This is a genomic window from Janthinobacterium foliorum, assembly GCF_978021625.1.
Window position 1 is genome coordinate 1 of sequence record NZ_CDXDQE010000019.1, and the last position, 23,502, is coordinate 23,502.

Annotated in this window: 17 protein-coding genes; 10 read left to right on the forward strand and 7 right to left on the reverse strand. The window is 66.9% G+C overall.

The features are described 5' to 3' along the window. A partial coding sequence (locus ACZ92H_RS27520) for an IS1595 family transposase (protein WP_465051746.1) occupies positions 1–731 on the forward strand: 731 nt, incomplete at its 5' end. 27 nt (positions 732–758) lie between these two features. Here the strand turns inward: ACZ92H_RS27520 and ACZ92H_RS27525 are convergent. Both ACZ92H_RS27525 and ACZ92H_RS27530 read right to left on the reverse strand, forming a co-directional pair. After that, positions 759–3,635, reverse strand: a complete 2,877-nt coding sequence (locus tag ACZ92H_RS27525) for a bifunctional diguanylate cyclase/phosphodiesterase (RefSeq protein ID WP_465051747.1) — start codon at positions 3,633–3,635, stop codon at positions 759–761. A gap of 153 nt (positions 3,636–3,788) precedes the next feature. After that, positions 3,789–4,559: a spermine/spermidine synthase domain-containing protein gene (locus ACZ92H_RS27530; protein WP_465051748.1), complete on the reverse strand. Its 771-nt coding sequence runs from the start codon at positions 4,557–4,559 to the stop codon at positions 3,789–3,791. Positions 4,560–4,777: 218 nt separating this feature from the next. On the opposite strand from ACZ92H_RS27530, the gene ACZ92H_RS27535 reads away from it, so the two are divergent. Beyond that, on the forward strand, positions 4,778–5,053 hold the full coding sequence (locus ACZ92H_RS27535) for a hypothetical protein (protein ID WP_131377054.1): 276 nt from the start codon (positions 4,778–4,780) through the stop codon (positions 5,051–5,053). A gap of 37 nt (positions 5,054–5,090) precedes the next feature. Continuing rightward, entirely contained in the window at positions 5,091–6,242 is a 1,152-nt protein-coding gene (locus ACZ92H_RS27540) for a GGDEF domain-containing protein (protein WP_131377051.1), read from the forward strand. Positions 6,243–6,247: 5 nt separating this feature from the next. Here ACZ92H_RS27540 and ACZ92H_RS27545 read toward each other — a convergent pair whose 3' ends face one another. Beyond that, positions 6,248–6,622 carry a hypothetical protein gene (locus tag ACZ92H_RS27545; protein WP_465051749.1) on the reverse strand — a complete coding sequence of 125 codons (375 nt, stop codon included), beginning with the start codon at positions 6,620–6,622 and terminating at the stop codon, positions 6,248–6,250. Between the two features lie 281 nt (positions 6,623–6,903). On the opposite strand from ACZ92H_RS27545, the gene ACZ92H_RS27550 reads away from it, so the two are divergent. The 5 genes from ACZ92H_RS27550 to ACZ92H_RS27570 all read left to right on the forward strand — a co-directional run bounded on the left by ACZ92H_RS27550 (position 6,904) and on the right by ACZ92H_RS27570 (position 12,210). After that, a complete protein-coding gene (locus tag ACZ92H_RS27550; RefSeq protein WP_131377456.1) occupies positions 6,904–7,986 on the forward strand; it encodes a calcium:cation antiporter in 1,083 nt (360 codons plus the stop codon). 167 nt (positions 7,987–8,153) lie between these two features. Next, positions 8,154–9,611 carry a Ppx/GppA phosphatase family protein gene (locus ACZ92H_RS27555; protein WP_465051750.1) on the forward strand — a complete coding sequence of 486 codons (1,458 nt, stop codon included), beginning with the start codon at positions 8,154–8,156 and terminating at the stop codon, positions 9,609–9,611. A gap of 93 nt (positions 9,612–9,704) precedes the next feature. After that, positions 9,705–10,397 (forward strand): hypothetical protein, encoded by a 693-nt coding sequence (locus ACZ92H_RS27560; protein ID WP_465051751.1) that lies wholly within the window; start codon positions 9,705–9,707, stop codon positions 10,395–10,397. 66 nt (positions 10,398–10,463) lie between these two features. Further along, complete coding sequence (fdhD, locus tag ACZ92H_RS27565) at positions 10,464–11,291, forward strand: formate dehydrogenase accessory sulfurtransferase FdhD (protein ID WP_465051752.1); 828 nt, start codon at positions 10,464–10,466, stop codon at positions 11,289–11,291. 154 nt (positions 11,292–11,445) lie between these two features. Next, entirely contained in the window at positions 11,446–12,210 is a 765-nt protein-coding gene (locus ACZ92H_RS27570; protein ID WP_131377036.1) for a GNAT family N-acetyltransferase, read from the forward strand. Between the two features lie 17 nt (positions 12,211–12,227). Here ACZ92H_RS27570 and ACZ92H_RS27575 read toward each other — a convergent pair whose 3' ends face one another. From ACZ92H_RS27575 to ACZ92H_RS27585, 3 genes are all read right to left on the reverse strand, one after another. Continuing rightward, on the reverse strand, positions 12,228–17,639 hold the full coding sequence (locus ACZ92H_RS27575; RefSeq protein ID WP_465051753.1) for a CHAT domain-containing protein: 5,412 nt from the start codon (positions 17,637–17,639) through the stop codon (positions 12,228–12,230). Between the two features lie 291 nt (positions 17,640–17,930). Next, the gene (locus tag ACZ92H_RS27580; RefSeq protein WP_092799326.1) at positions 17,931–18,218 is read right to left on the reverse strand and encodes a hypothetical protein; all 288 of its coding nucleotides are present in this window, start codon (positions 18,216–18,218) and stop codon (positions 17,931–17,933) included. A gap of 179 nt (positions 18,219–18,397) precedes the next feature. Further along, complete coding sequence (locus ACZ92H_RS27585) at positions 18,398–19,090, reverse strand: ABC transporter ATP-binding protein (RefSeq protein ID WP_131377030.1); 693 nt, start codon at positions 19,088–19,090, stop codon at positions 18,398–18,400. Positions 19,091–19,432: 342 nt separating this feature from the next. On the opposite strand from ACZ92H_RS27585, the gene egtD reads away from it, so the two are divergent. Together egtD and egtB are read left to right on the forward strand one after the other, a co-directional pair. Then, complete coding sequence (egtD, locus tag ACZ92H_RS27590; protein ID WP_465051754.1) at positions 19,433–20,416, forward strand: L-histidine N(alpha)-methyltransferase; 984 nt, start codon at positions 19,433–19,435, stop codon at positions 20,414–20,416. 121 nt (positions 20,417–20,537) lie between these two features. After that, positions 20,538–21,779, forward strand: a complete 1,242-nt coding sequence (gene egtB / locus ACZ92H_RS27595; protein WP_465051755.1) for an ergothioneine biosynthesis protein EgtB — start codon at positions 20,538–20,540, stop codon at positions 21,777–21,779. 17 nt (positions 21,780–21,796) lie between these two features. On the opposite strand, the gene ACZ92H_RS27600 is transcribed toward egtB, so the two are convergent. Further along, positions 21,797–23,404 carry a methyl-accepting chemotaxis protein gene (locus ACZ92H_RS27600; protein ID WP_465051756.1) on the reverse strand — a complete coding sequence of 536 codons (1,608 nt, stop codon included), beginning with the start codon at positions 23,402–23,404 and terminating at the stop codon, positions 21,797–21,799. Positions 23,405–23,502 lie beyond the last annotated feature (98 nt).

The following is a 23,502-nucleotide window of genomic DNA, read 5'->3' on the forward strand; positions in this document are numbered from 1 at the left end:
TCAATGCGCTCACCGGCACGCCACTGGCTCGCCTGCGGCATAAATCGCTGTGGCTCGATTATGCCGACTGCCTGCTCGATTCCCGCTCGGTACGCCAGGCAGCCAGCCAATTGGGCGTGCACCGCAATACCGCATTCCGCTGGCGCCACCGCTTTTTAGCCCTGGCAAAAACGGACCGGCCGCATTGCCTGCATGGCATCGCCGAGGCCGACGAACTGTATGTGCTGGAATCGCAAAAAGGCGCGCGGCATCTGACGCGTCCGGCGCGCCGCCGGGGCGGCCATGCCCGCCAGCGTGGCATTTCCAGTGCGCAAGTCTGCATCCTTGTGGCGCGCGATCGCACGGGGCAAACCCTGGCTTTCGTCACCGGACAAGGCGCGCTGACGACGGCGCAGCTGCATGACTGCTTGTCTCCCGTCATCGACAAGGATGTCTTGCTGGTGACGGACGGCCATGCCGCCTACCGGGACTTCGCGCGCACAGCGGGGATCAGCCACCAGGCCGTCAACTTGCACGCAGGCATCCGCGTGCGCGGTGCCGCGCACGTGCAGAACGTCAATGCGTATCACAGCCGCCTGCGCGAATGGCTAAGAGCGTTTCACGGCGTGGCGACGCGCTACCTGCCGAACTACCTGGGATGGCGCTGGATACTCGACGCCAGACGCATCCGTTCACCAGAAACGTTATTGAAAGCAACCTTGGGCGCATTCCCACATCTGACGGTGACATAGCCATTATTTTTGCCTGGCGCCTGCGCGTCATGCAGCCGTGACCGTCTCGCTGCCCAGCAGCATCTCCACTTCCCGCGCCGGCAGCGGATGGCTGAAGTAATAGCCTTGCGCTTCGTCGCAGCCATGGCGGCGCAAATACTCCAGCTGTTCCGCCGTTTCCACGCCCTCGGCCACCACGCGCAGTTGCAGATTGTGCGCCAGCGCGATGATGGAGACGACGATGGCCGCGTCGTCCGCGTCGCGCGCCACGTCGCCGACAAAACTGCGGTCGATCTTCAGCACGTCGATGGGGAAGGTGCGCAGGTAGGCAAAGCTGGAATAGCCCGTGCCGAAATCGTCGATCGACAATTGCACGCCCAGCGCCTTCATGTCGTGCAGCTGGCTGACGGCCAGCGCCACGTCGTGCATGAACAGGCTTTCCGTCAATTCCAGTTCCAGGCAGGCGGGCGCCAGGCCCGTCTCGGCCAGCACGGCGGCGATCGTGGCCACCAGGTTCGGTTCATTGAACTGGCGCGCCGACAGGTTCACGGCCAGGCGCAGCGGGCCCAGTCCCGCCGCATGCCAGGCTTGCATCTGCGCGCAGGCCTGGCGCATGACCCAGGCGCCGATCGGCACGATCAGGCCCGTATCCTCGGCCAGCGCGATGAAGCGCTGCGGCGCCACCATGCCCAGGTCGGGATGGCGCCAGCGCAGCAGCGCTTCCACGCCGACGATGCGCCCGCTGGCCAGGTCCACCTGCGGCTGGTAATGCAGCACGAACTGCTCGCGTTCGAGCGCATTGCGCAGCGCCGTTTCGATGCGCAGGCGCTCCAGGGTGGCCTGGTTCATGGCCGTCGTGTAGAACTTGATGTTGTTGCGGCCCTGCTTCTTGGCGCAGTACATGGCGATGTCGGCCTGTTCGATCAGGTTCTGCGTCTCGCCATTCAGGGTCACGTCGCCCGGCGCGTCGTAGCGCGAGATGTCGTAGACGGCCACGCCGATGCTGCAGGTGACGAAAAATTCCTTGCCGTCGAGCAGCACCGGCTGCGCCACGGCATCCATCACGCGCTGCACGATGGCGCTGCTGAGCACTTCATCCGCCTGTTCGCACAGGATGGCGACAAATTCGTCGCCCGACAGGCGCGCCACCGTATCGCTTTCGCGCAGGCTGGCCTGCAGGCGCGCGGCGATGGTTTTCAGCAGCAGGTCGCCCGCCTTGTGGCCCAGGCTGTCGTTGACGAACTTGAAGCGGTCGAGATCGATCAGCAGCACCCACAGGGCGCGGTTCTTGCGGCGCGACAGGGCCATCGCCTGCGTCAGGCGGTCGCGCAGCAGGGCGCGGTTGGGCAAGCCCGTCAGCACGTCATGGTGGGCGATATGCTGGATCTGCTGCTCGGCCAGCTTGCGTTCCGTGATTTCGGACCCCGTGCCCCGGTAGCCGCGGAATTCGCCCAGTTCATTGAACAGCGGCTCGCCATTGATGCTGAACCAGCGCAGCTGGCCGTCGCGGTCGTGCATCGCGTATTCCAGGTTGGAAAACGGCAGGTGCGCTTCCAGGTTGGCGATATGCTGCTTGCCCCAGCGCGAATTGCGCATCTCCGGGTTGTTGTCCCAGCGCGTCATGCCGATGAAGCGCTCCAGCGGCATGTTCGACTTGTCCGTGAAGCCGCTGGTGATGTGCGTGAAGCAGAAGTGCACGTCCTGTTCCCAGTACCAGTCCGAGGACAGGGCCAGCAGGCGGCGGAAGCGCTTTTCGCTTTCCTGCAGCGCCCGTTCCGTGCGCTGGCGCGCGCGCACGTCCGCGCTGAGCAGTTCATTGCTGCGCTTCAGGTCGGCCGTGCGCTGTTCCACCAGCAGCTGCACGCGGCGCGAGCGCTGCGTCAGCGATTGCACGAAGGCGGCCGTTAGCAGACTGAACAGAAAGCCGCCGATGAGCGTGAACAGGGAGCCCAGGTGGTCGGCCAGGAAAGGGCGCGGATGGGCCACCACGCGCACGTGCCATGCACGGCCCGCCGACGAGAATGCCCGGTCGTAGTGGCTGTGGTAGGCGAATTGCAGCCAGGGCGGCAGCGATTCCCAGGCCCTGCCTGGCTGGTCGGCAGGTGCCTCGCCGTGCTGGAAGATGCGCTGGCCGGGATCGGCGCCGGCATCCGCATACACGCTGATTTCCAGCTGCGGGTCGCCCAGCAGGTCGGCGCCCTCGAGGATTCTCTGTACCAGTTCGCTGGCGCGGATGACGGCCGCCGTGTCGCCGACCAGCGCCGCGCGCCGCTGCGCTACCGTTTGCAAGGGCACGCCGTGGCGGTACACGGGACGCAGGATGACGAAGCCGCGCTGCGGTCCCTGCGCCAGGGCCAGCAGGCCGGTGGCCGTGGTCTGGCCGCTGATGATCGCCTGCTCCAGCGCGCCCGCCAGCAAGCCGTCCGGGCGCACGTTCAGGCCAAAGGCGGGGCGGTTGCCCTGCAGTGGTTCAAGGTAGTCGACCACCAGGTAGCTGGCGTGCGCGGCGGCCGGCACGATGGCGCCGTCGCGCATTTCCGTCATGGCGTAATCGGGCACGATGCGCCGCAGTTCGGCCTCCAGCGCGGCGCGCTGCGCATGCGGCACGAGGCGGTGGAAATTGAAGGCCTGGATGAACGGGTGGCGCTGCAGCAGGGGCGTGGTGAAGTCGTGGAACTGGCTGCGCGTGACGGGCACGACGGCGGCAAACAGCTGGTTGGTGGTGGTCAGCACTTCCACGGCGTCATCGAGTCCCTGCTCGATGGCGGCCACCCGTGCCCCCGCGCGCTGCTGCAGGCTCAGGCTCATCTTGTCGTATTCGAGCTGGCTGATGGCCGCGAACAGCACGGCCGTGACGCTGACGCCGCAGGCAAAGGTCAGCGCGGCCGCGGTGGAGATCGACAATGGCAGGCGGCCACGCAACATGGGTTTTCCTATTTCACTTCATGGAGAGCATCATTCGGCAGCGCCTGCCGGCGCGCGAAGGCGGTAGTTTGTCATAAACCACATCAAGCATGCTGATTTTGCACCAATTCCCTGCTAATAAGCAACAATATAGTTGCCCATGGAGAATGACTATCAGTCGCTGGCGGCGCCCGAGCGGCGGCGCAATCGCCACAGCTGCCAGGCCGGCAGCAGCCGGTTCAGCAGGGACAGGCCGGCGGCGCGGCGCCAGCGCGCCAGGCGCACGGCGCGCATGGCGCGGCCGCCGCCGTGCGGCTCCGGCCTGGCGGCGAAGATGATGCGGTTGTTGCCGGCGATGCCGTCGAAGCTGCACACGGCGCCACGGAAGGTCAGCATCAGGCGCTGCAGCATGGCGGGGTAGTGCTCGTCATAGCTGAACAGGTTGGCGACGAGCACGCCGCCGGGCAGCAGGGTGCGCAGGCAGTCCGCATAGAAACGCGCGCTGCCCAGGGCCGGCGGCAAGCCCGTCTCGTCGTAGCCGTCGAGCAGCAGCACGTCGGCGCAGCCCGGATGCTGGCGGATATAGCTGACGGCGTCCGTCTCGATGATGCGCAGGCGCGCATCGTCGGGCGGCAGCATGAATTGCTCGCGCAGGGCGATCACGTCGGCGCGCAGTTCCAGCACCGTGATGCGCGCCTCCGGCAGGTGGCGGTGGCAGAATTTCAGCAGCGAGCCGCCGCCCAGGCCGACCATCAGGATGTGCCGCGGACGCGGCACGAAGAGGGTAAAGCACATCATGGCGCGCGCATAGCGCAGCAGCAGGTGGTCGGGGCGCGACAGCAGCATTTCGCTCTGGATCATGCCGGGCCGGAATTCCAGGCGGCGCCGGTCGCCGCAAGTATGCACCTGGGGCGCGGGCAGGGGGGAGGGCAGGCTTTCCGGCATGGCTGAAATCGCTGAGTGAACGTGGGTGGATGTTTTGTTGCATTCAGAGAAATCTGATAAGCTCCCGAGAGCATACCCGAATTGTAATCCGCACACTGTGTGCGCAATGGCGCGGCGGGCTGGCCACCTGCCATTGGACGCGTGGTTTCGAGCGCGGCGCAAGGCATCACGAGGCTGGCGCCGGCATGGCCGCGCAGCCGGGCACCATGGAGATACGCATGTTTTTGGATCACCCCATCATTACGGCCACAAACAGTTTTACCGAGCCGGACCGCATCGAGCGGCTGACGCGCGTGTATGGCTACGCGGCAGCGCTGGCCGACCAGGCCGCCAACTTTGTGTTCATTGAAAAAGTCGCGCAGATCCACGACCACAAGGGCACCCTGATCGTCTTCTGGCACGAGGCGCCCAGCGAGGCGGAAAAGCAGTACTTCGTGCAAGCCTGGGCCAGCAAGGTCGGCGACGGCAGCACCAATGTCGAACACGAAATCTGACACAACGCGCCGCGCCAGCGCGGCGATCGCATAGCCCATGGATATCAAGACCCTGGTACTGGCCCTGGCGCTCGGCAACCTGAGCCTGTGCGCGGCCCTGTTCTTCTTCGAATACGAGCGCAAGAAGTCGCTCAGCATGTCCACCTGGGCGGTGGCCAAGCAGTGCCAGGCCGTGGCCTGGTGCCTGCTGTATTTCCGCGGCGTGCTGCCCGACGTGCTGTCCATCTTGCTGGGCAACAGCCTGCTGTTTGCCGGCATGGCGCTCGACGCGGGCGCGCTGTGGCAGGCGGCCGGGCGCGGCAACTGGCGCCGCTACGTGCTGCCCGCCCTGGGACTGTCGATCGGGCTGTTCGCCGGCTGCTACCTGTTCGACGTGGCGCCGCTGCTGCGCAGCGCCGGCGGCTCGCTGATCGTCGCCGGTTTCTTCCTCGCCGGCGTGGCCGCGCTGTGCCTGAAGTGGCGCGAAGCGAGCATGCTGCGCCGCTTCCTCGTCGTCAGCATGGGCATTTTGTCGCTGCTGATCGCCGCGCGCGGCGTGCTGGCCGCGGCCGTGCCGGGCTTCGATGCGGAACTGATGCAGCTGGCCGGTTTCGGCGCGCTGTACCTGATGATGCTGACGAATGCCTTCGGCTATCTGCTGCTGTCGCGCGAAAAGCTGGGCGGCGAACTGGCGCGCCTGGAAGTGATCGACACGGCCACGGGCGTGCCGAACCGGCGCGGCTTTTACCAGGCGCTGGCGCCATGGATGGCTTTGGCGCGCCGCCCCGGCCTGCCGACGGCGCTGGTGGTGCTCAATATCGACCATTTCAAGCGCGTCAACGACAGCTATGGCCATCCGGTGGGCGACGCCGTGCTGAAAGCCATCGTCGACACTTGCCGCCAGCAATTGCGCGACAGTGATTTGATGGGCCGCCTGGGCGGGGCCGAATTCGCCATCCAGCTGCCGCGCACCAATCTGGCCGATGCGCTGATGGTGGCCGAGCGCATCCGCGCCGCCGTCGCCGCGCTGCCTGTCAAGACGGAACGCGCCGTGCTGCAGCTGACGGCCAGCCTGGGCGTGACCACCATCCGCGCCGAAGACAGTACCGTCAGCCTGTTCAAGCGCGCCGACGAAGCGCTGCAGGCGGCCAAGCAGGCGGGCCGCAACAAGGTCGTCGAGGCGCAGGACGCCAGCCCCCTGGACGGGTAGGCCGCTTATTTCTTGGGCGAGCCCAGCCAGCTTGGCTCCTTGCCGCATTCCTTGCTCAGGAAGAGGGCATCGAGGCCGGGGTCGCAACGCCGGTCAGGCGCCTTCATCGGTTCCACGCTCAGCCATTCGCTCCTGGGCAGGATTTTTTCTTCGCGCGGCGCCACCGGCGGCGCGGGCGGCAGGCTGTCCTGCCACCGGGGTGCGGCGGCCGGCGCGGGCGGGGTGGCCCAGTTTGCGTCCACCTGCTGCGCCGGCGCCGCGCCGGCATGCGCGGCAGCCGCGTCCCCGCGCGGCGCCTGCGCCTGGGCTGCGGCGCACAGCAGGCTGCCGGCGAACGCGAACGCGACGCTGCGCGTGGCTGTATTGTTCAATGAAATCATGCTTGCTCCTGGGTCGATGCCGCAAAGGCGTGCCCCGCAGTATGGCGGGATCCGCAAGCAAAAAGGCAAGAAAATTGCAACCGCATGTTACCAAAGGGACTATAGTTACAGCTAACAGGCAGGTGCGCCGCAGCAAGTTTGTCCGGGCGCCGGGCACCCGCCACAGACATGTGAATACCCTAACTTTCATTTAAGCAAAGCAAGTTATGCTGTGGGGCGGATGCTTGCCCCGCTGTGCCGTCCGCGCCGCACCCCTCTTTCTTACTCTTGCAAGGCCCATGATGAAAAGTCTCAAATCCCTGCCTGTATGGCCCCTTGCCGCGCCGCTTGCCGGCTGGCTGTTCCTGTTCGGCTCCACCTTCAACTTCGGCGGGGCCTACCAGATTCTGCTCGTCGCCGGCCTGATCGGCAGCGTGCTGGCCGCCGTGTACCACGCGGAAGTGGTGGCGCACCGCATCGGCGAACCGTATGGCACCCTGGTGCTGGCGCTGGCCGTGACCCTGATCGAGGTGGCGCTGATCGTCTCGCTGATGCTGGCGGGCGGGCCGGAAACCACGGGCCTGGCGCGCGACACGGTGTTCGCCGCCATCATGATCATCCTGAACGGCATCGTCGGCATCTGTCTGCTGCTGGGGGCCGGCCGGCACAAGGAGCAGACCTTCGGCCTGCTGGGCGTGAGCGCGTCGCTGGCCACCCTGGCGGCCATCGCCATCCTGACCCTGGTGCTGCCGAACTACACCTCCAGCGCGGCCGGCCCCTATTACAATTCGAGCCAGCTGATTTTCATCGCCGTCATTTCCCTGGTGTTGTACGGTACCTTCGTGCTGGTGCAGACGGTGCGCCACCGCGACTACTTCCTGCCCAAGGAAGCCGTGGGCGACGAGGAAGTGCATGCCGAACCGCCGACGCCCGCCGTTGCCTGGATCAGCGCCGGCGCCTTGCTGGTGTGCCTGGGCGCCGTGGTCTTGCTGGCCAAGTCGCTGGCGCCCGCGCTGGAGACGGCGATCGCCGCGATGGGCGCGCCGAAAACCCTGGTCGGCATCGTCATCGCCGCCATCGTCCTGCTGCCCGAAGGCCTGGCTGCCGTGCGCGCGGCCCGCGCCAACCGCCTGCAAACGAGCTTGAACCTGGCGCTGGGCTCCGCCCTGGCCAGCATCGGCCTGACGATACCCGCCGTGGTGGTGGTGTCGCTGGCCACGGGCCTGACGATCACCCTGGGCCTGGATATCAAATCGACAGTCTTGCTGCTGCTGTCGCTGATGGTGGCCACGCTGTCCCTGGGCACGGGCCGCACCACGGTCATGCAGGGCACCGTGCACCTGGTGATTTTCGCCGTCTACCTGTTCACCACCATCGTGCCCTAGACCGCAATTGCCGGTCGCCGTTTTGTCACAATCCTGTCACGCTGCTGTCATACGATGAGGGTAGTGTGGTAGGATTTTTAAATCGTTTAAATGATTTATATAGTTTGCCAACTCAGTTTGATAATTTTTCGGCGGTTGGCACGGCAATGACAAGACAAGAGGTCAGTATGTATGCAGCGGTGGACCTGGGGTCCAACAGTTTTCGTTTACACGTCGGCAAGCACGATGGCGACACCATCCGCGTCATCAAGAGCGTGCGCGACCCGATCCGCCTGGCCGCCGGCCTGGACGCCAATGGCGACCTGACCGAGACGGCCATGCAGGCCGCGCTGGCCTGCCTGCAGCGCTTCCGCGCCATCCTCGCCGGCTACGAGCTCGATGCCGTGCGCGTGGTGGCCACGTCGGCCATGCGCGTGGCGCGCAACGGCGCCGTTTTCCTGCCGCTGGCCGAACAAGCCATCGGCTATCCGATCGAGATCATCTCGGGCGAGGAAGAGGGGCGCCTGATCTACATGGGCGTGGCCAATTCGCTGGCGATTCCCGGCGAGCGCCGGCTGGTGATGGACATCGGCGGCGGCTCCACCGAACTGATACTGGGGCGCGGCCACGATATCGAGCGCGTCGAGTCCTTCAGCCTGGGCACCGTCAAGCAGAGCCTGTCGTTCTTCATCGGCGGGCGCATCGACGCGCCGTCGTTCGAGGCGGCCATCCTGTCGGCGCGCAGCCATTTCGAGGATGCGGCGCCGCCCTACCATCCGCAGTACTGGAAGACGGCCTACGGTTCGTCCGGCACCATCCGCACGATCGCCGACATCATCGCCCGCAACCGGCTCGGCGATGGCTTGCTCACCGGCGCCAGCCTCGATGCGCTGGCGCGGCGCTTTATCGAGCTGGGGCACACCAGCCGCATCGACATGCCCGGCCTGCGGCCCGACCGCGCCAGCACCATCGTCGGCGGCCTGGCCATCCTGATCGGCCTGTTCCGCGAACTCGACATCCCCGTCATGACGCCGATCGAGGCGGGCCTGCGCATGGGCGTGATGTGGGATCTGTACCTGCGTTCGACCAAGCGCGACCGCCGCGAACAGTCGGTGCAGGGCTGCATGGATAAATTCCATATCGACCAGCAGCGCGCCGGCAGGGTGGCCGAGCAGGCGCTGGCCATGTACGCGCAGCTCAAGCCGACTTCCGAAGCGCTGGTGAAATGCCTGCGCTGGAGCAGCCTGCTGCACGAGGTGGGCCTGGCCGTGTCGCAGACGGGCTACCACAAGCATGCGGCCTATATCGTGGAAAATGCGGACTTGCCCGGCTTTACCACGCGCGAGCAGAAGACCATGAGCCGCCTGATCCTGGCGCAGAAGGGCAACCTGCGCAAGATCGGCGAAGTGCTGTCGGACCCCGATTTCGCCAAGGCCGTGCTGGCGCTGCGCCTGTCCATCCTGCTCATGCATGCGCGCATCGAGGCCGATTTCAGCGAACTGCGGCTGCGCATGAAGAGCCGCATCGAACTCGATATCAAGCGCGGCTGGGTGGCGCACCATCCCACCGTGTCGTTCTGGATCGAAAAGGAACAGGAATTCTGGGATGAGGTCGGGGTGGATTTCACCATCCGCGCCAGTGCCTGACCGGTCATGCGGTGCGCATGACTTGATGTGCAGCAAGCAAGGTTTCAAAAAACAGTATATATTGTTTATATTATTTATTAGATTGGAAAATCCATGACCAAAACCGCCCCAGAGAAAAAAGCCGACAGCGCGCCCGTATCGATGTTCCCCACCAGCGCATCGATGAATGCGGCAGCGGCCAAGAGCACCCCGGCCGCGAAGCCGGCGGCAAAAGCCGCCGCCAAGCCCGTGGTCAAGGCTGCCGCCAAGCCCGCCGCTGCGAAGCCGGCAGCCGCCAAGCCGGCAGCGGCCAGGCCAGCGGCGAAACCGGCCGCCAAGCCAGCCGTTGCCAAGGCGCCTGCCGCCAAGCCGGCGGCCAAGGCCGTCGTGGCCAAGCCTGTGGCCAAGCCTGTGGCCAAGCCTGTAGCCAAGGCCGCAGCCAAGCCTGCCGCCAAGGCCGCCGTCAAGCCAGCCGCCAAGCCGGCAGCGAAGGCCGTCGCCAAGCCGGCGGCCAAGGCCGCCGCCAAGCCCGCCGCCGTGAAAAAAGCGCCAGCCGCCAAGGTGGCCGCCGTCAAGGAAAAAGCCCGCAAGCCGAAGCTGGTGCGCGACAGCTTCACCATGCCGGAAGCGGAATATGAAGTGCTGGGCCAGGTCAAGAAGGCGTGCCTGAAGGCCGGCTTCGAGATCAAGAAAAGCGAATTGCTGCGCATTGGCGTGGCGCTGATCAGCCAGATCGACCTGGCGACCCTGCAAAACGTGCTGGCCGGCCTGCCGCAACTCAAAACCGGCCGCCCGAAGAAGGACTGATGGCGCGGGCGGGGCAGCACCCGCCTGGCCGTTCTGGTTTACCATGGGGCCTGTGATAGTTCCCCCATGGTTGCCATGTCTGAAGAAACCCCTGCCGAACGCGCCGGCTTCATCGAGCGCGCCATCGTCCGCCACCGCGCGGGCGATGCCATTCCCGCCATCGACCACGTCGCCGAGGAAATTCCCGTCGCGCTGGTCTTCAATGGCATTTCCCACGTCGTCATGATGGCCACCCCGCGCGACCTGGAGGCGTTTGCCTATGGCTTCGCGCTGACGGAAGGCGTGGTCACGTCGGCCGCCGCCATCTTCGACTGCGAGGTGTTCCTGCGTCCTGACTCGGCCGAAGTGGCGCTGACCATCGCCCAGGAGGATTTCATGCGCCTGAAGGACCGGCGCCGCGCGCTGACGGGGCGCAGCGGCTGCGGCGTGTGCGGCATCGACAGCATCGAGATGCTCGACCTGCGGCCGGAGGCGCTGCCGCCATCCCTGATCCAGGTCGACCTGCCCGCGGCGCTGGCGCGCGCGTCGAGCGGCTTGCGCGAGCACCAGGCCCTGATGCAGGCCACCGGCGGCGTGCACGCGGCCGCGTGGTGCACGCCCGACGGCGCCATCGTGCAGGTATTCGAGGACATCGGCCGCCACAACGGCCTCGATAAACTGATCGGCCACCTGGCCTTGAACGGCGTCGACATGCGGCGCGGTTTTGTCTTCCTGTCCAGCCGCGGCAGCTACGAGCTGGCGCGCAAGGCGGCGCGCATGGGCATACCCCTGCTGGCGACGATTTCCGCCCCCAGTTCGCTGGCCATCAATATCGCCACGCAGGCGGGCATGAAGCTGGTGGGCTTCTGCCGCCAGGATGCCTTCGTCGACTACACGCCCGGCATCGTCCTGTAAGCGCCGTCGTCACTGGCGGCGCACGCGAGTGTGGTAATTCCGCACGCTCTCCCCCTGGCATTGACTTGCGTCATGGAAATGACATTCGGCTGTCATTTTCCTGACATATTAGACAAGTACGCTGGAGTCGTCTTGATCACAGGGGGATGAAACCATGCAAAACATAATCGCATCAAACGACGCCAAGGCGCGGCCAGTGCAACTGGTGCTGAGCCAGGCCACCACGGCCGCCGAGTTGCGTGAAGTGCAGCGTCTGCGTTACAAAGTGTTTATCGAGACCATGGGCCTGACGTCGCTGGCCAACGCCGATGGCCTCGACAGCGATGAATTCGACGCGCACTGCGATCACCTGATCGTGCGCGACGCCGATACCCTGAAAGTGGTGGGCACCTACCGCGTGCTGAGCGCCGCCAAGGCCGCCAAGATCGGCCGCCTGTATTCGGAAAATGAATTCGACCTGAGCCGCCTGAACAATCTGCGCGGACGCATGGTCGAAGCGGGCCGCGCCTGCATCCATCCGAAGTACCGTGGCGGCAGCGTGATCATGCTGCTGTGGTCCGGCCTGGCCGAATACATGCGCCGCGAGCGCTGCGACTACCTGGTGGGCTGCGCCAGCATCAGCCTGGCCGATGGCGGGCACAATGCCGTTGCCGTCTACCAGGCGCTGGCCGAAAAGCACATGGCGCCAAGCGAATACCGCGTCACGCCGCACCTGCCGTTCCCCATCCACCAGGTGGAAGCGGCGCACAAGCCGCAGGTGCCGCCGCTGATCAAGGGCTACCTGCGTTCGGGCGCATGGATTTGCGGCGAACCGGCATGGGACCCCGATTTCGAAAGCGCCGACATGTTCATGATGATGCCGCTGGCGAACCTCGATGAACGCTATGCGCGCCATTACGGCGTGGTGCCGGCCAACTGACGATCGCCGCGGCGCAGTCACGCCGGCAGCGCGCTGGCCAGCGCCTGCACGGCGCCGCGCAGGCCGCCGTCGGCGCCATCCGGCGGCAGCAGGTCGAGCAGGAAGCGTAGCGGCGCCATGACGGCTTCCGGTTCGCCGATGCTGCCATGGCGCCGCACGGCGTCGCGGTACAGCGCCAGGAAGGCGGCGCGCGCCTGGGCGTCGAAGGGCTGGCCATGCGGCACCTGCCACAGGGCCGCCAGCAGCGCCGCGCGCACGGGCGCGCCGGCGTCGATGGCGCGGTGTTCGTCCGCGTGGCGCTGCCGCGCATAGGCGATGGCGTCGTGCAGCAAGTCGCCCAGTTGCGGGTGCAAGGCTTGCCAGGCGCTGTCGTCGCCATGCGCGGCCAGCAGCAGGGCGCCGGCCAGCACCTGGAATATCAGGTCGCAGTCGGCCACGCCGCTGCGCAGCCGCGCTTCTTCCAGCGCCGCCAGGCAGGCCGCGCTCATGGCCCGCAGCGCGGGCAGGCCGGGGCGGCCTTCGCGGCATGCCAGCAAGGCCTGCAGCGCCCAGTATCTCCCCAGCAGGGCCAGGCGCTGCGCCGTCGGCGCCAGCGCCACCAGCAGATCGATATGCCGCTTGCCATCGTGCAGCAGCTGGCGCCCCTGCGCCGGATCGCGCACGGACGGCACCTCGATGCCCGCGCCCGCATCCACGCCGCACAGGGCCGCGCCCTGGCGTATTTCCAGCTCTGCCCATTGCGCCAGCGCGCGCAGCGCCACCTTGCCGTCGGCCGCGCTGTGCGCCGCCCGGTAGTGTTCGATGGCGCGCAGGGTGTTGTCCAGGCCACCGAGGCCGGCCCGCGTGGCGGCCATGTTTTCGCGGATGTCGGCGCAGCCGAAGAAGCGCGCGCGCACGGCCTCCTCGATGCTGGCCAGCTTTTCCTCGATGGCCGCGCGGCGCGCCGCGTCGGCGCCCGCCAGGCGCGCATGCAGGGTTTCCAGGTCGGCCAGCAGGTGGCCGTGATAGCGGTAGTCGGGCGCCTGCCACGGACGGCTTTGGGTATTCGGGAAGCGGTAATGGTCGTCGCCGTAGGCCTGGTAGGCGCCCCAGGTGTTCGAGGCGGGAAATTGCAGGTATGCCGCCTCGCGCGCCAGGCGCACGGCGTCGCCGAAATATTCTCCGCTCAGCATGGCATGATAAAAACTGTGCGCGAAGATGCTGGCCGCCTGGTCGTCGATGCGCCAGCCCGCCGCGATCACGGCTTGCGAGCCTATCGCGATGAAGGCGCTGGCCAGGCTGGCGGCCAGCTTCGACCACGGGGCGATGGCGTCCGGGCGCATGTCGCCCAGGTGGCAGCAATTGACGAAGACGAATTGCGGCACGCGTTTCAATTTGCTCACCTGCGCCGCCGTCAGCCGCGTCTTCGGTCCCAGCACCAGGCCGGTGTGGGCGATGCCGGGGCCGGCCACTTCGCCATGCCCGGCCAGGTGGATGGCGAAATAGCGCTCGTCGAACAAATGCACCAGCACGCGCTGGGCCTGTGGCCGCAGCAGTTCGCGCACCTGGTAGCCGTAGGCGCCGAACATGCGCGCCACGTCCTGCGCCTCGGCCTGGGCGGCGGGCAGCTCGGGCAGGCCCGAATCGGTGTCGCCGATCACCAGCACGTTGCTGCTGGGCGGACTGATGGCGGGCGGCTGTTCGCGCAGGCTGGCCAGCTGGCGCACCATGCCGATGCGCGTCGACAGCGGGCTTTCCTCGCCGTCCGCCTCGTCGCGCATCAGTTCCCACGGATAGATGGCGGCGCTCTGGTCGACGGCCAGGATCAGGCCGCGCATCTCGGGAATGGCCGCCTTCAGGCCGTTGGGCAGCATCAGTTCGTACAGCGCGCGCGACAGGCCCGGCTGGTCGGTGGTGTTGTCGGTGGCATCCATGATCAGGCCATCGACGGCTTGCCGCTGGTTCGGCTCTTCATCGACGCTGTTGTGGGCGCGGTCCGTCAGCAGGGTAAAGCGCAGGGCGCCAGAGAGATCGGCGGCGACGATCTGCACGCGGCGCCAGCCATTGTCGCCGCTCAGGGCGGGCAGGATGCGCCGGTAGCCGCCAGGGCTGTGGCGGATGCGCTGCTCGAAGGTGAAGCTGCCCTGGTAGCGCGCTTCGGCCATGATCTGTTCGATGGCCACGGCGGCGGCGATGGCGCGCGCCTCGGATTGTTCGTAGATGCCGATATGGCCGATGCGGCAGGCCATGCCCGCGTCTTCCAGGCGCCGGTTGGCGCTGCGCGCGCCGTCGATCAGGGCGCGCGCGCACAGGGCGATGCTCAAGCCGCCGTAGCCGGAGCCCGATAGCAGGCTGGCCACGCGCAAGCCATGTTCGCCCATCGCCGGCGCCGTCACATGCCCGGCCGCGCGCACCTGCAGGCAGACGCACGCGTACTCGAGCAGGCCGCCGGCAAAGGCGCGCGCCAGTTCGCCCGGCGTCAGTTCGCCCAGCGGACCGAGGCCGATGACGATGGCGCCGCCGGGGCGCCGCGCCGCGTCGGGCTGCAGCACCACGAGGGCGGAGTCGGGCCGCTGCGGGAAGCGGCCCAGCGCATGGATTTCCTGCAGCTTGCCCGCCAGCAGGCGGTCGAGAAAGCTCATGCTGCCGCGCAGCGATTCGTAGGCGTAGCAGCCGCTCATGACGGGCGCGTCGGCCGAGGCCATGCTGCCATGGATGACGGAGATGCTCAGGCGCGGCGCATGCGGCTCGCGCGCGATGGCGGGGCGCGCGGCGCCGACGGCCGCGTCGAGCAATTCCTGCGGCTGCGGGTACAGCGGCGGCACCTCGGGCGTGTAGGGCCGAAAGCGCGGCGGCACGCTGCCCGGCGCGTGCGGTGGCCGCTGCGCCAGCGCGCCGTCCTGGCCCGTGTCGAGCAGCTGCGCGATGGCCGGGTAGTGCTCTTTCTGCGCCAGCAGGTCGCCATGCGCCACGGGCAGGTAGCAGGGCGTCACGCCGGGCGGCACCGCGCCTTGCCACGGCGTGCGCCCGTCGCCATCCATGGACCAGGCCACTTCGATGCCGCCGGCGTGCAGGCGCAGGGCCACCGGCGTCTCGGCGCAGCCGGCCAGGTAGCTGCACAGGCGCGCGTCGAGCGGCGCGGCGGCCAGCCGCTCCAGGGTGGCGCGCGCGGCGGCCAGCGCCGCTGCCTCGGGCGCCTGCCAGCCGCCGGGCAGGCCTGACTGCGGGTCGCCGGCGGCCAGCCTGGTCCAGGCCTCGGGATCGAAATAGTCGATGCTGTCGCTCGCGGTGGCGCCGTCCGCCTGCGGCCAGGGCAGCATTTCCAGCACGCCCGGAAAGGCGCGCACGAAGCCGAGAAACTGGCGTTGCGCATGCTTCCAGCTGATCCAGCTGGCCAGCATGCGCACCAGCGGATCGCGCCCCAGCAGCACCTGCACCATGGTCTGCGTGCCCCGGTTGGCCGTGCCCACCTGCAGCAGGCGGCTGCCGGCGATGGCGCCAAAACGCTGCCAGCGCTCCTTCAGGGCCAGGCGCGCCACCAGGCCGCCCATGCCGTGGGCCAGGATGCGCAGCGGCTGGCCGCGCTGCTCGGCGTCGTGCATGGCCGCGTCGAGCACGGGCAGGAAGGCGGCGCTGGACGCCGTCAGGGACAGGCGCCAGTCATACGTGAAGGGCCGCACTTCCCGGCTTTGCGCGAGGAAGCGGGCGAACGGTTCGTAGCAGGACTCCAGCCAGCCGGCGCTGACGATGTGCGGCTGGCCCACGGCCAGGCGTTCGATGCGCCCTTCGACGAGGTTGACGGGATCGAACCAGATGCGGTTGCTGCCCACCTGCAGGTGGCTGCCCATGATGTCGGGCAGCAGCAGCACGATGGGCGCATGCTCGCGCCGCTTCGGCACTTCGCCGCCGCGCGCCAGCAAGCCGTGTTCCAGGCCCGCCAGCGGCAGCCACGCCGCATCGTCGCCGGCCAGCGCCTGCACGGCCGCCATGGCCGATGGCATGCGCTCGAAGTAGTTCAGGTGGTGCGCCTGCGGGCCGCACAGCAGCAGCTGGCGCACCGGCGCACTGCGCGTGGCGCCGCCGGCCATCGAGGCGCAATTGACCACCAGGTCGCTTTGCCCGCCATAAAAGATCTCGCCCAGGCTGTCGCCGAGCCAGCCCAGCAGGCTGTCGCCGCTGCAGTGGGCCGCCAGCACGTGCAGGGGCCCGGCCACGCGCACGTCGGGCGCATTGAGCAGGGCCACCAGCGGCGAGTCGGGCATCATCGCCTCGAGCCCGGGCAGGATGCGCGCGTCGCAGCGCTGCTGCACCACGGCCAGCAGGAAGGCCAGGGCGCCATCGGGCGCGCCGCTGTCCTGCAGCAGATTGAGCATCACGCTGGCCCAGCGGTCCAGGCGGCCCGACATCAGGGTGGTGCCGCGCGCGGGACAGGCCACGCGCACGAAGCGGGCGATGCGGATGGCGCGCGTCTTCAGTTCCATGCTCAGTTCGCGCAGGCGCGCCGCATCCTCGGCATAGCCCACGCGCCCGCATAGCCGCGATTGCGCCGTGAAGTGCTCGATATCGTGGCTGTTGAACGCTTCGCCGCCCACCGTGTTTTCGCTCAGGCGCGCCAGGCCATCGCCGGCCAGGTCGACGGCGCCGCGGCTGTCGATGCGCTGCGCGCGCGCCAGCAGTTCGCCCACCAGGCCGCCGCGCGAATGGGCCAGCAGGTGCAGCACGGCGCCGTGCGGCAACTGGCGCACGAGCGCCAGCGCATTGTGGATGGGACTTTCGCTCAGGCTGCGGTGTTCGTAGCCAAAGATGCGGTTGCCGTACTGCGCCGCCAGCCGCGGCGCCAGGCCGTTGCGCCACAGGCCGGCAAAGCTGCGCGGCGTGGATGACGCCGTGCCGTGCAACAGCAGCAGCAGCGGCTCCGGTCCCGCCGGCAGGCTGGCGACGGCGCTCATGCCGGGTTGCTCGATGCCGCAGCGGTACAGGCCCAGGCGCTGCTCCAGCTGGCGGTCCTGGAAGGCGCCCGCGGCGGCCAGCGCCGTCATGGCGCCGGCGCCGCTGCGGTAGACGCGCACGGCGCGCAGCATCCACGCGCCCAGGCCGTCGCGGCTGGCGCCCGGCGGCTGGCGCGCCGCTTGCGGGCGCAGGGCCAGGCCCACTTCGATGGCGGCCGGCGCGCCATCGCGGGACTGCGTGGCCGGGCCCAGGTAGCGCGGCAAGTCGAGGCTGCTTGCCAGCAGTGAATTGCCGTCGTGCAGCAACAGCTGTACCACGTCGGCCGGACCGATATCGAGCGTGATGCGGCTGCTGCCGATGCCGCGCGCCCCCGACAGTACATGGCTTTCGCTTTGCCAGCCGGGCGCGGCGGGACAGTCGCCGGCGCTGGCGAGCGGGTCGCGGGTGAGCGTCAGGCGCAGCACAGGCGGCGCAGCCGGCGCGATGGGCTCGCTGGGCATGCTGATGAATGGATGGGATAAAAGCAGACCTTGATACGTCAGGCGGCAGAGCGTGTTGCGTCAGATCAAGCAAGGAGGGGGTTGTTGCTGGCGAAGGGCGGTGCAAGGGGAAGGCGGGGAGGGACTGCGTGGCGGCGAGCGGCGGCAGAAACGGTCAGCAAGGTTTGGGCTGGGCTTCTTCGCTATCGTGCTCGGGTGCTCTGTACTGAGCGAACTACGCGAATTTCATGGCAAAAGTTCATGGCGCCGGGAACCTGGGTGCCTGGCAGGGCAAGACAACAGCGGGGCGTTTCAATGGACCGGGGTGGCGGACAGTTCCTTCAGTTCGCGGATGGTGATCTCCGATTTTTCATGCATGCGCAATAAAATCGTCGCACCGACCGCCAGTTTGCCGTGCCGAATCTTGCTGATGATGGGGGGCTGGACTTCCAGTACCCGGCACAGTTCCGCATCATTTTTCAGGTTCATTTTCTCGATCAGGGTATCGAGCAGCTTGTTGGGCACAAAACTCGATGGTTCGAGCGCGCGCGCCCGGTTCATCGCTTCAATCATTTCCAGCTTCTTTTGCCGAACGTTCATTTACTCCTCCTTCAGGTTATGCAAGGGACGGGACCGGTGAAAGCGGTCCCGGCTATAGTTCGTCATCGCAGTACGGCTGTCCGGGTGACGTGACAACATTCGCGTTAAAACATTGATAACCAGGCAAGTGTTTTCAATAATACTACGATAACAAAACTTGTGATACATGGTCAGTTAAATTAACTGATTGTTTGATCAATTCGGTTGACGTTTGTTGTATTTTGTAAGCCCGATTTCGTCAGAATCATGGTCCGGTCCGCCATTTCAGCGGCGGCCAGCGAGTGCGTCACCATGATGGCGCAACTGCCGTTGGCCTTGATCTCGGCGCGCAGCAATTGCAGGATGCTGTGCGCCGTATCGGGGTCGAGATTGCCGGTGGGCTCATCGGCCAGCACCAGCGCCGGCTTGTGCACGAGCGCGCGGGCGATCGCCACGCGCTGCATTTCGCCGCCCGACAATTGCTGCGGAAAGTCGCCGCCGCGTCCGCCCAGGCCGACCGCCTCGAGCATGCTGGCGGCACGCTCCTGGGGCAGCCCGTTGAGCAGCAGCGGCAGGGCCACGTTTTGCAGCAGGGTCAGGTGCGGCAAGACGTGGAACGCCTGGAAGATAAAGCCCATGCGGGCGCGACGCAGCCGGGTCGCGGCGGCGTCATCGAGGCTGGACATGGCAATGCCGTCCACCAGGATAGGGTGCGCTTCGGTACCCGCATCGGGTGTATCGAGGCCGGCGATCAGGTTCAGCAAGGTCGACTTGCCGACGCCGGAGTCGCCCATGATGGCGATGAATTCTCCCGCCGCAAAACGGCAGGACAGGTCAGCCAGCACGGGTCGTGCATTGGCGTAGGACTTCGACAGATGGCGCAATTCGAGCATGGTGTAAACGACTATCGTAAAGGGAGGCACGCGGGGGAGAGGGGGGCCTGGGACTGCAATGGCGCGCGGATTGTTTGGCCGGCAATGTGTAGTATACGACAGCCTTATCATTTTTGCTTGGCAATACCACTTTTGCGTGTGCGGGGCTGGCGCGCACGGGCTTTGACCTTAAGTTACCTGCCGCACGGCTGGCTCGGCAGGATTCCGCTATGATGGGAAAAAGTCATCGGCAAGCATAGGCAAAGGCGCCCGCCAGGTACTCCAGCGCAGCGGGCGGCGCGGCCCGTTGCCAGATGCAAGCCAAGCAAGCCCTTCGTGAACCCAGAGAGACGACGCCAGCCCATGACCATGCCACTTGCGCAGCAGCACTCCGATTCCCCCCCCGCCGGCCACGCCACGCAGGCCGCCGCCACGCTCGCCGAGCTCAGCGGCGGCTTGCTGGCGCCCGCCGCGTGGACTTCGCCCAAGTATCTGTACGATACCCTCGGCTCCAAGCTGTTCGAAGCCATCTGCGCCTTGCCCGAGTATTATCCGACGCGCACGGAGGCGGCCATCTTCGCGCAGCACGGCGCCGATATCGCCCACGCGGTGGGGCCGGGCAGCACCCTGATCGACCTGGGCGCGGGCAATTGCGCCAAGGCGGCCAGCCTGTTCCCCCTGCTGCATCCGGCGCAATACGTGGCCGTGGATATTTCCTATGATTTTCTCAGCGAATCGCTGGGCCGCTTGCAGCAGCGCTTTCCTCACATCGAGATGACGGGCCTGGGCCTGGATTTTTCCAGCCGCCTCGACTTGCCGGCCAGCGTGCGCGACGCGCGGCGCCTGTTCTTTTATCCAGGTTCCTCGATCGGTAATTTTGCGCCCGAGCAAGCCATCGCCTTCCTGCGCCGCTTGCGCGCGAATGCCGACAGCGACGGCGGCTTGCTGATCGGCGTCGACCTGATCAAGGAAGACGCCATCCTCGACGCCGCCTACGACGATGCGCTGGGCGTCACGGCCGCCTTCAACCTGAACATGCTGCGCCACGTGAATGGCTTGATCGGCGCCGATTTCGACGTGCGCGCGTGGCGCCACCACGGCTTTTTCAATGCGGATGAAAGCCGCGTCGAGATGCACCTGGAAGCGCGCAGCGAGCAGCTCGTGCGCTGGCAGGGCGGCCAGCGGCGCTTCGCGAAAGGCGAGCGCATCCACACGGAGGACAGCTATAAATACACGCGCGCCGGTTTCGTCGGCTTGCTGGAGCAAGCGGGATTTTCCACCGTACAAGTGTGGACGGACCCGCAGCAGTGGTTTGCCGTGCTGTATGCCAAAGTCATCAGAGACTAACTGCCCACCAGCCCGGCGCTCCGCGTGCCTGGCGCGGTTGCGCTTCCTGGCCGCACGGCACCGCCGCTCGCGACGCTGCCGTCAGGCGTTCAAAGTACCAACATGACATAAAAAAACGACCATGCTGATCGATCATTATCAGAAAGTACGCAAGCATTCCCTGCTGCTGGCCGAGCCCCTGTCCGACGAGGATTGCGGCGCGCAGTCGATGGCCGACGCCAGCCCCGTCAAATGGCATCTGGCGCATACCACCTGGTTTTTTGAAACATTCATCCTGGAAAGCATGGAAACGGCCTTTGCGCCCTTCCATCCTGCCTTCCGCGTGCTGTTCAACTCGTATTACAACGGCGTGGGCGACAAGCATCCGCGCGCGCAGCGGGGCTTGCTGACGCGGCCCGGCATGGACGTCGTGCGCGCCTACCGGCTTGACGTCGATGCGCGCATCGGCCGCCTGCTGGCCAGCGAACTGGCGCGGCCCGAGCGCGAGCGGCTGACCATGCTGCTGGCGCTGGGCCTCGAACACGAGCAGCAGCACCAGGAATTGCTCTTGACGGACGTCAAGCACCTGCTGGCGCAAAGCCCCTTGTTTCCCGCCTATCTGGACAGCGCCGCAACGCCGCCCGCGCCCGCGCCTCCACCCGCGCCGTCGCCCGCCTGGCTGGCCTTTGACGGCGGCCTGGCGCAGATCGGCCATGCCGGCGACGGCTTTTGCTTCGACAACGAGTTGCCGCGCCATCCGCAATACGTGGCGCCATTCCAGCTGGCGGCGGCCCTGGTGACGAATGGCGAGTACCTGGCCTTCATCGATGCTGGCGGCTACCGCACGGCCCATTGGTGGCTGGCCGAAGGCTGGGACTGGGTCCGCACGCAGCAGCTGGAAGCGCCGCTGTACTGGCAGCGCGATGAGGCCGGCCACTGGCAGGAATTCACTTTATTTGGCTTGCGCCCGCTGGACGCGGCGGCGCCTGCCACGCACCTGTCGCTGTTCGAGGCGGATGCCTACGCGCACTGGGCGGGCGCGCGCCTGCCCACGGAAGCGGAGTGGGAAGTGGCCGCGCAAGGCGTCGACATGGAAGTGGGCCGGCTGCATCCGGCGGCGGACGCGCCCGGCGCAGGCTTGCGGCAGATGTTCGGCCACTGCTGGCAATGGACCAGCAGCAGCTATGCGCCGTATCCGGGCTACCGCCCGGCGCCGGGCGCGCTCGGCGAATACAACGGCAAGTTCATGCTGAACCAGTACGTGCTGCGCGGTTCCTCGTGCGCCACGCCGGCCGGCCATGCGCGCGCCAGCTACCGCAACTTCTTTCCGGCCGGGGCGCGCTGGCAATTTTCGGGCATCCGCCTGGCGCGCCAGGTGGAATAGTTTATGTCGTCGCCTGACTAGTTCAAGCGCGGGGCGGAAGGGGCAGGGCGGGCCGGTGCCTTGGCGCTGCCTGGCTCCGGCCGCTCCAGCTTGAACTGGCTGACGAGGGTTTCCAGTTCGCCCGCCTGTGCATGCATGGCCGCCGCCGCGGCGGCCGCCTGCTCGACGAGGGCCGCGTTTTGCTGCGTCGTCCGGTCCATCTGCATGATCGCCGCGTTGATCTGCTCGATGCCTTCGCTCTGCTCGTGGTTGGCCACGCTGATTTCCCCGACGATAGCGCTGACCCGGCCCACGCTGGCCACCACTTCATCCATCGTCGCGCCCGCCTGGCTGACCAGCTGCGCCCCCTGGCCGACCCTGCCGACGGAATCGGCGATGAGCTCCTTGATTTCCCTGGCGGCCTGGCCGGACCTCTGCGCCAGATTGCGCACTTCGGAGGCCACGACGGCAAAGCCGCGTCCCTGTTCGCCTGCGCGCGCCGCTTCCACGGCCGCGTTCAAGGCCAGGATATTCGTCTGGAAGGCGATGCCGTCGATGACGGCGATGATGTCGACGATCTTGCGCGAGGAGGCGTTGATGGCATCCATGGTGTCGACCACCTGGGCCATGGCCGTGCCGCCGCGCTGCGCAATGGCGGACGCCGAGCGGGCCAGGGTGTCGGCCTGGCGCGCATTGTCGCTGTTGCTGCGCACGGTGCCCGTCAGTTCGATCATGGACGAGGCCGTTTCCTCCAGGGCGCTGGCCTGGGCCTCCGTGCGGGCCGACAGGTCGGCGTTGCCGCTGGCGATCTGGCTCGATGCCACGGCGATGGTGCCCGTGCCGCTGCGCACCTGTCCCACCAGGGTGGCCAGGTTGTCGTTCATGTCGCGCAGCGCGTGCAGCAGCTGCGCCGTTTCATCCTTGCCTTCGGCCACGATCTTGCTGCTCAAGTCGCCGGCGGCCACGGCTTGCGCCACGCGCAGGGCATACGCGACGGGCGTGGTGATCGAGCGCGTCACCCGCCACGCAAAGATAATCCCCAGCAGCAGGGCGGCCGCGCCCAGGCTGGCCATCAGGACATTGGCCGTGGAGATATTCTGGTGAATCTGGCGGCCGCCGTTCAGCACGACTTCGCGCTGGATGTCATTGAGGCGATTGACGGTGGCCTGCAGCCGCGTGAGGGCGGGCAGGGTATCGTCGCGCACGTGGATGGCCGCTTGCGCCCGCTGTCCGGCGCCCAGCAGCTTGTCGGCCTGGCTGAACGACGCGACGTAGGCCTTGCGCTGCTGTTTCAGGGTGGCCAGCAGCTCTTTGCCTTCTGGCATGATGATCAAGCGGTCGAGGATGGCCAGCGCATCGGTGATGGTGGCCTTGTTGGCGTCGATTTCGCCGTGGATGGCGGTCGCGCGGGCCGGATCTTCGTGGATGAACAGTTCCAGGACCAATGCCGCGTTCGAGCGCGTGGTGCTGCGGATGGTGGCGATGGCGTCGGCCTTGGCCCAGTCGCGCTCGATGATGGCATCGCTGAGCGCGCCGATCCGGTCCAGCCGCAACAGGCCCGTGCCGACCAGCACTGCCATCAGCAGCAGTACCACGCCAAAACCCGCACCCAGGCGCGCGCCTATCTTCATGTCCGTCAATTTCATGGTGATTCCCTCGGTAGCTAATATTCTGTCTCCGGTGGTCTTGTTATGAAATGATTATACGGTTGGCATACCTGATTGGCACTACTAATTGCCCAACA

What these genes read in the sequence shown, in the direction of transcription:
- ACZ92H_RS27525 (WP_465051747.1), bottom strand. Translation starts at nt 3,635, where the DNA reads ATGTTGCGTGGCCGCCTGCCATTGTCGATCTCCACCGCGGCCGCGCTG.
- ACZ92H_RS27530 (WP_465051748.1), bottom strand. Translation starts at nt 4,559, where the DNA reads ATGCCGGAAAGCCTGCCCTCCCCCCTGCCCGCGCCCCAGGTGCATACT.
- ACZ92H_RS27535 (WP_131377054.1), top strand. Translation starts at nt 4,778, where the DNA reads ATGTTTTTGGATCACCCCATCATTACGGCCACAAACAGTTTTACCGAG.
- ACZ92H_RS27540 (WP_131377051.1), top strand. Translation starts at nt 5,091, where the DNA reads ATGGATATCAAGACCCTGGTACTGGCCCTGGCGCTCGGCAACCTGAGC.
- ACZ92H_RS27545 (WP_465051749.1), bottom strand. Translation starts at nt 6,622, where the DNA reads ATGATTTCATTGAACAATACAGCCACGCGCAGCGTCGCGTTCGCGTTC.
- ACZ92H_RS27550 (WP_131377456.1), top strand. Translation starts at nt 6,904, where the DNA reads ATGAAAAGTCTCAAATCCCTGCCTGTATGGCCCCTTGCCGCGCCGCTT.
- ACZ92H_RS27555 (WP_465051750.1), top strand. Translation starts at nt 8,154, where the DNA reads ATGTATGCAGCGGTGGACCTGGGGTCCAACAGTTTTCGTTTACACGTC.
- ACZ92H_RS27560 (WP_465051751.1), top strand. Translation starts at nt 9,705, where the DNA reads ATGACCAAAACCGCCCCAGAGAAAAAAGCCGACAGCGCGCCCGTATCG.
- fdhD (WP_465051752.1), top strand. Translation starts at nt 10,464, where the DNA reads ATGGTTGCCATGTCTGAAGAAACCCCTGCCGAACGCGCCGGCTTCATC.
- ACZ92H_RS27570 (WP_131377036.1), top strand. Translation starts at nt 11,446, where the DNA reads ATGCAAAACATAATCGCATCAAACGACGCCAAGGCGCGGCCAGTGCAA.
- ACZ92H_RS27575 (WP_465051753.1), bottom strand. Translation starts at nt 17,639, where the DNA reads ATGCCCAGCGAGCCCATCGCGCCGGCTGCGCCGCCTGTGCTGCGCCTG.
- ACZ92H_RS27580 (WP_092799326.1), bottom strand. Translation starts at nt 18,218, where the DNA reads ATGAACGTTCGGCAAAAGAAGCTGGAAATGATTGAAGCGATGAACCGG.
- ACZ92H_RS27585 (WP_131377030.1), bottom strand. Translation starts at nt 19,090, where the DNA reads ATGCTCGAATTGCGCCATCTGTCGAAGTCCTACGCCAATGCACGACCC.
- egtD (WP_465051754.1), top strand. Translation starts at nt 19,433, where the DNA reads ATGACCATGCCACTTGCGCAGCAGCACTCCGATTCCCCCCCCGCCGGC.
- egtB (WP_465051755.1), top strand. Translation starts at nt 20,538, where the DNA reads ATGCTGATCGATCATTATCAGAAAGTACGCAAGCATTCCCTGCTGCTG.
- ACZ92H_RS27600 (WP_465051756.1), bottom strand. Translation starts at nt 23,404, where the DNA reads ATGAAATTGACGGACATGAAGATAGGCGCGCGCCTGGGTGCGGGTTTT.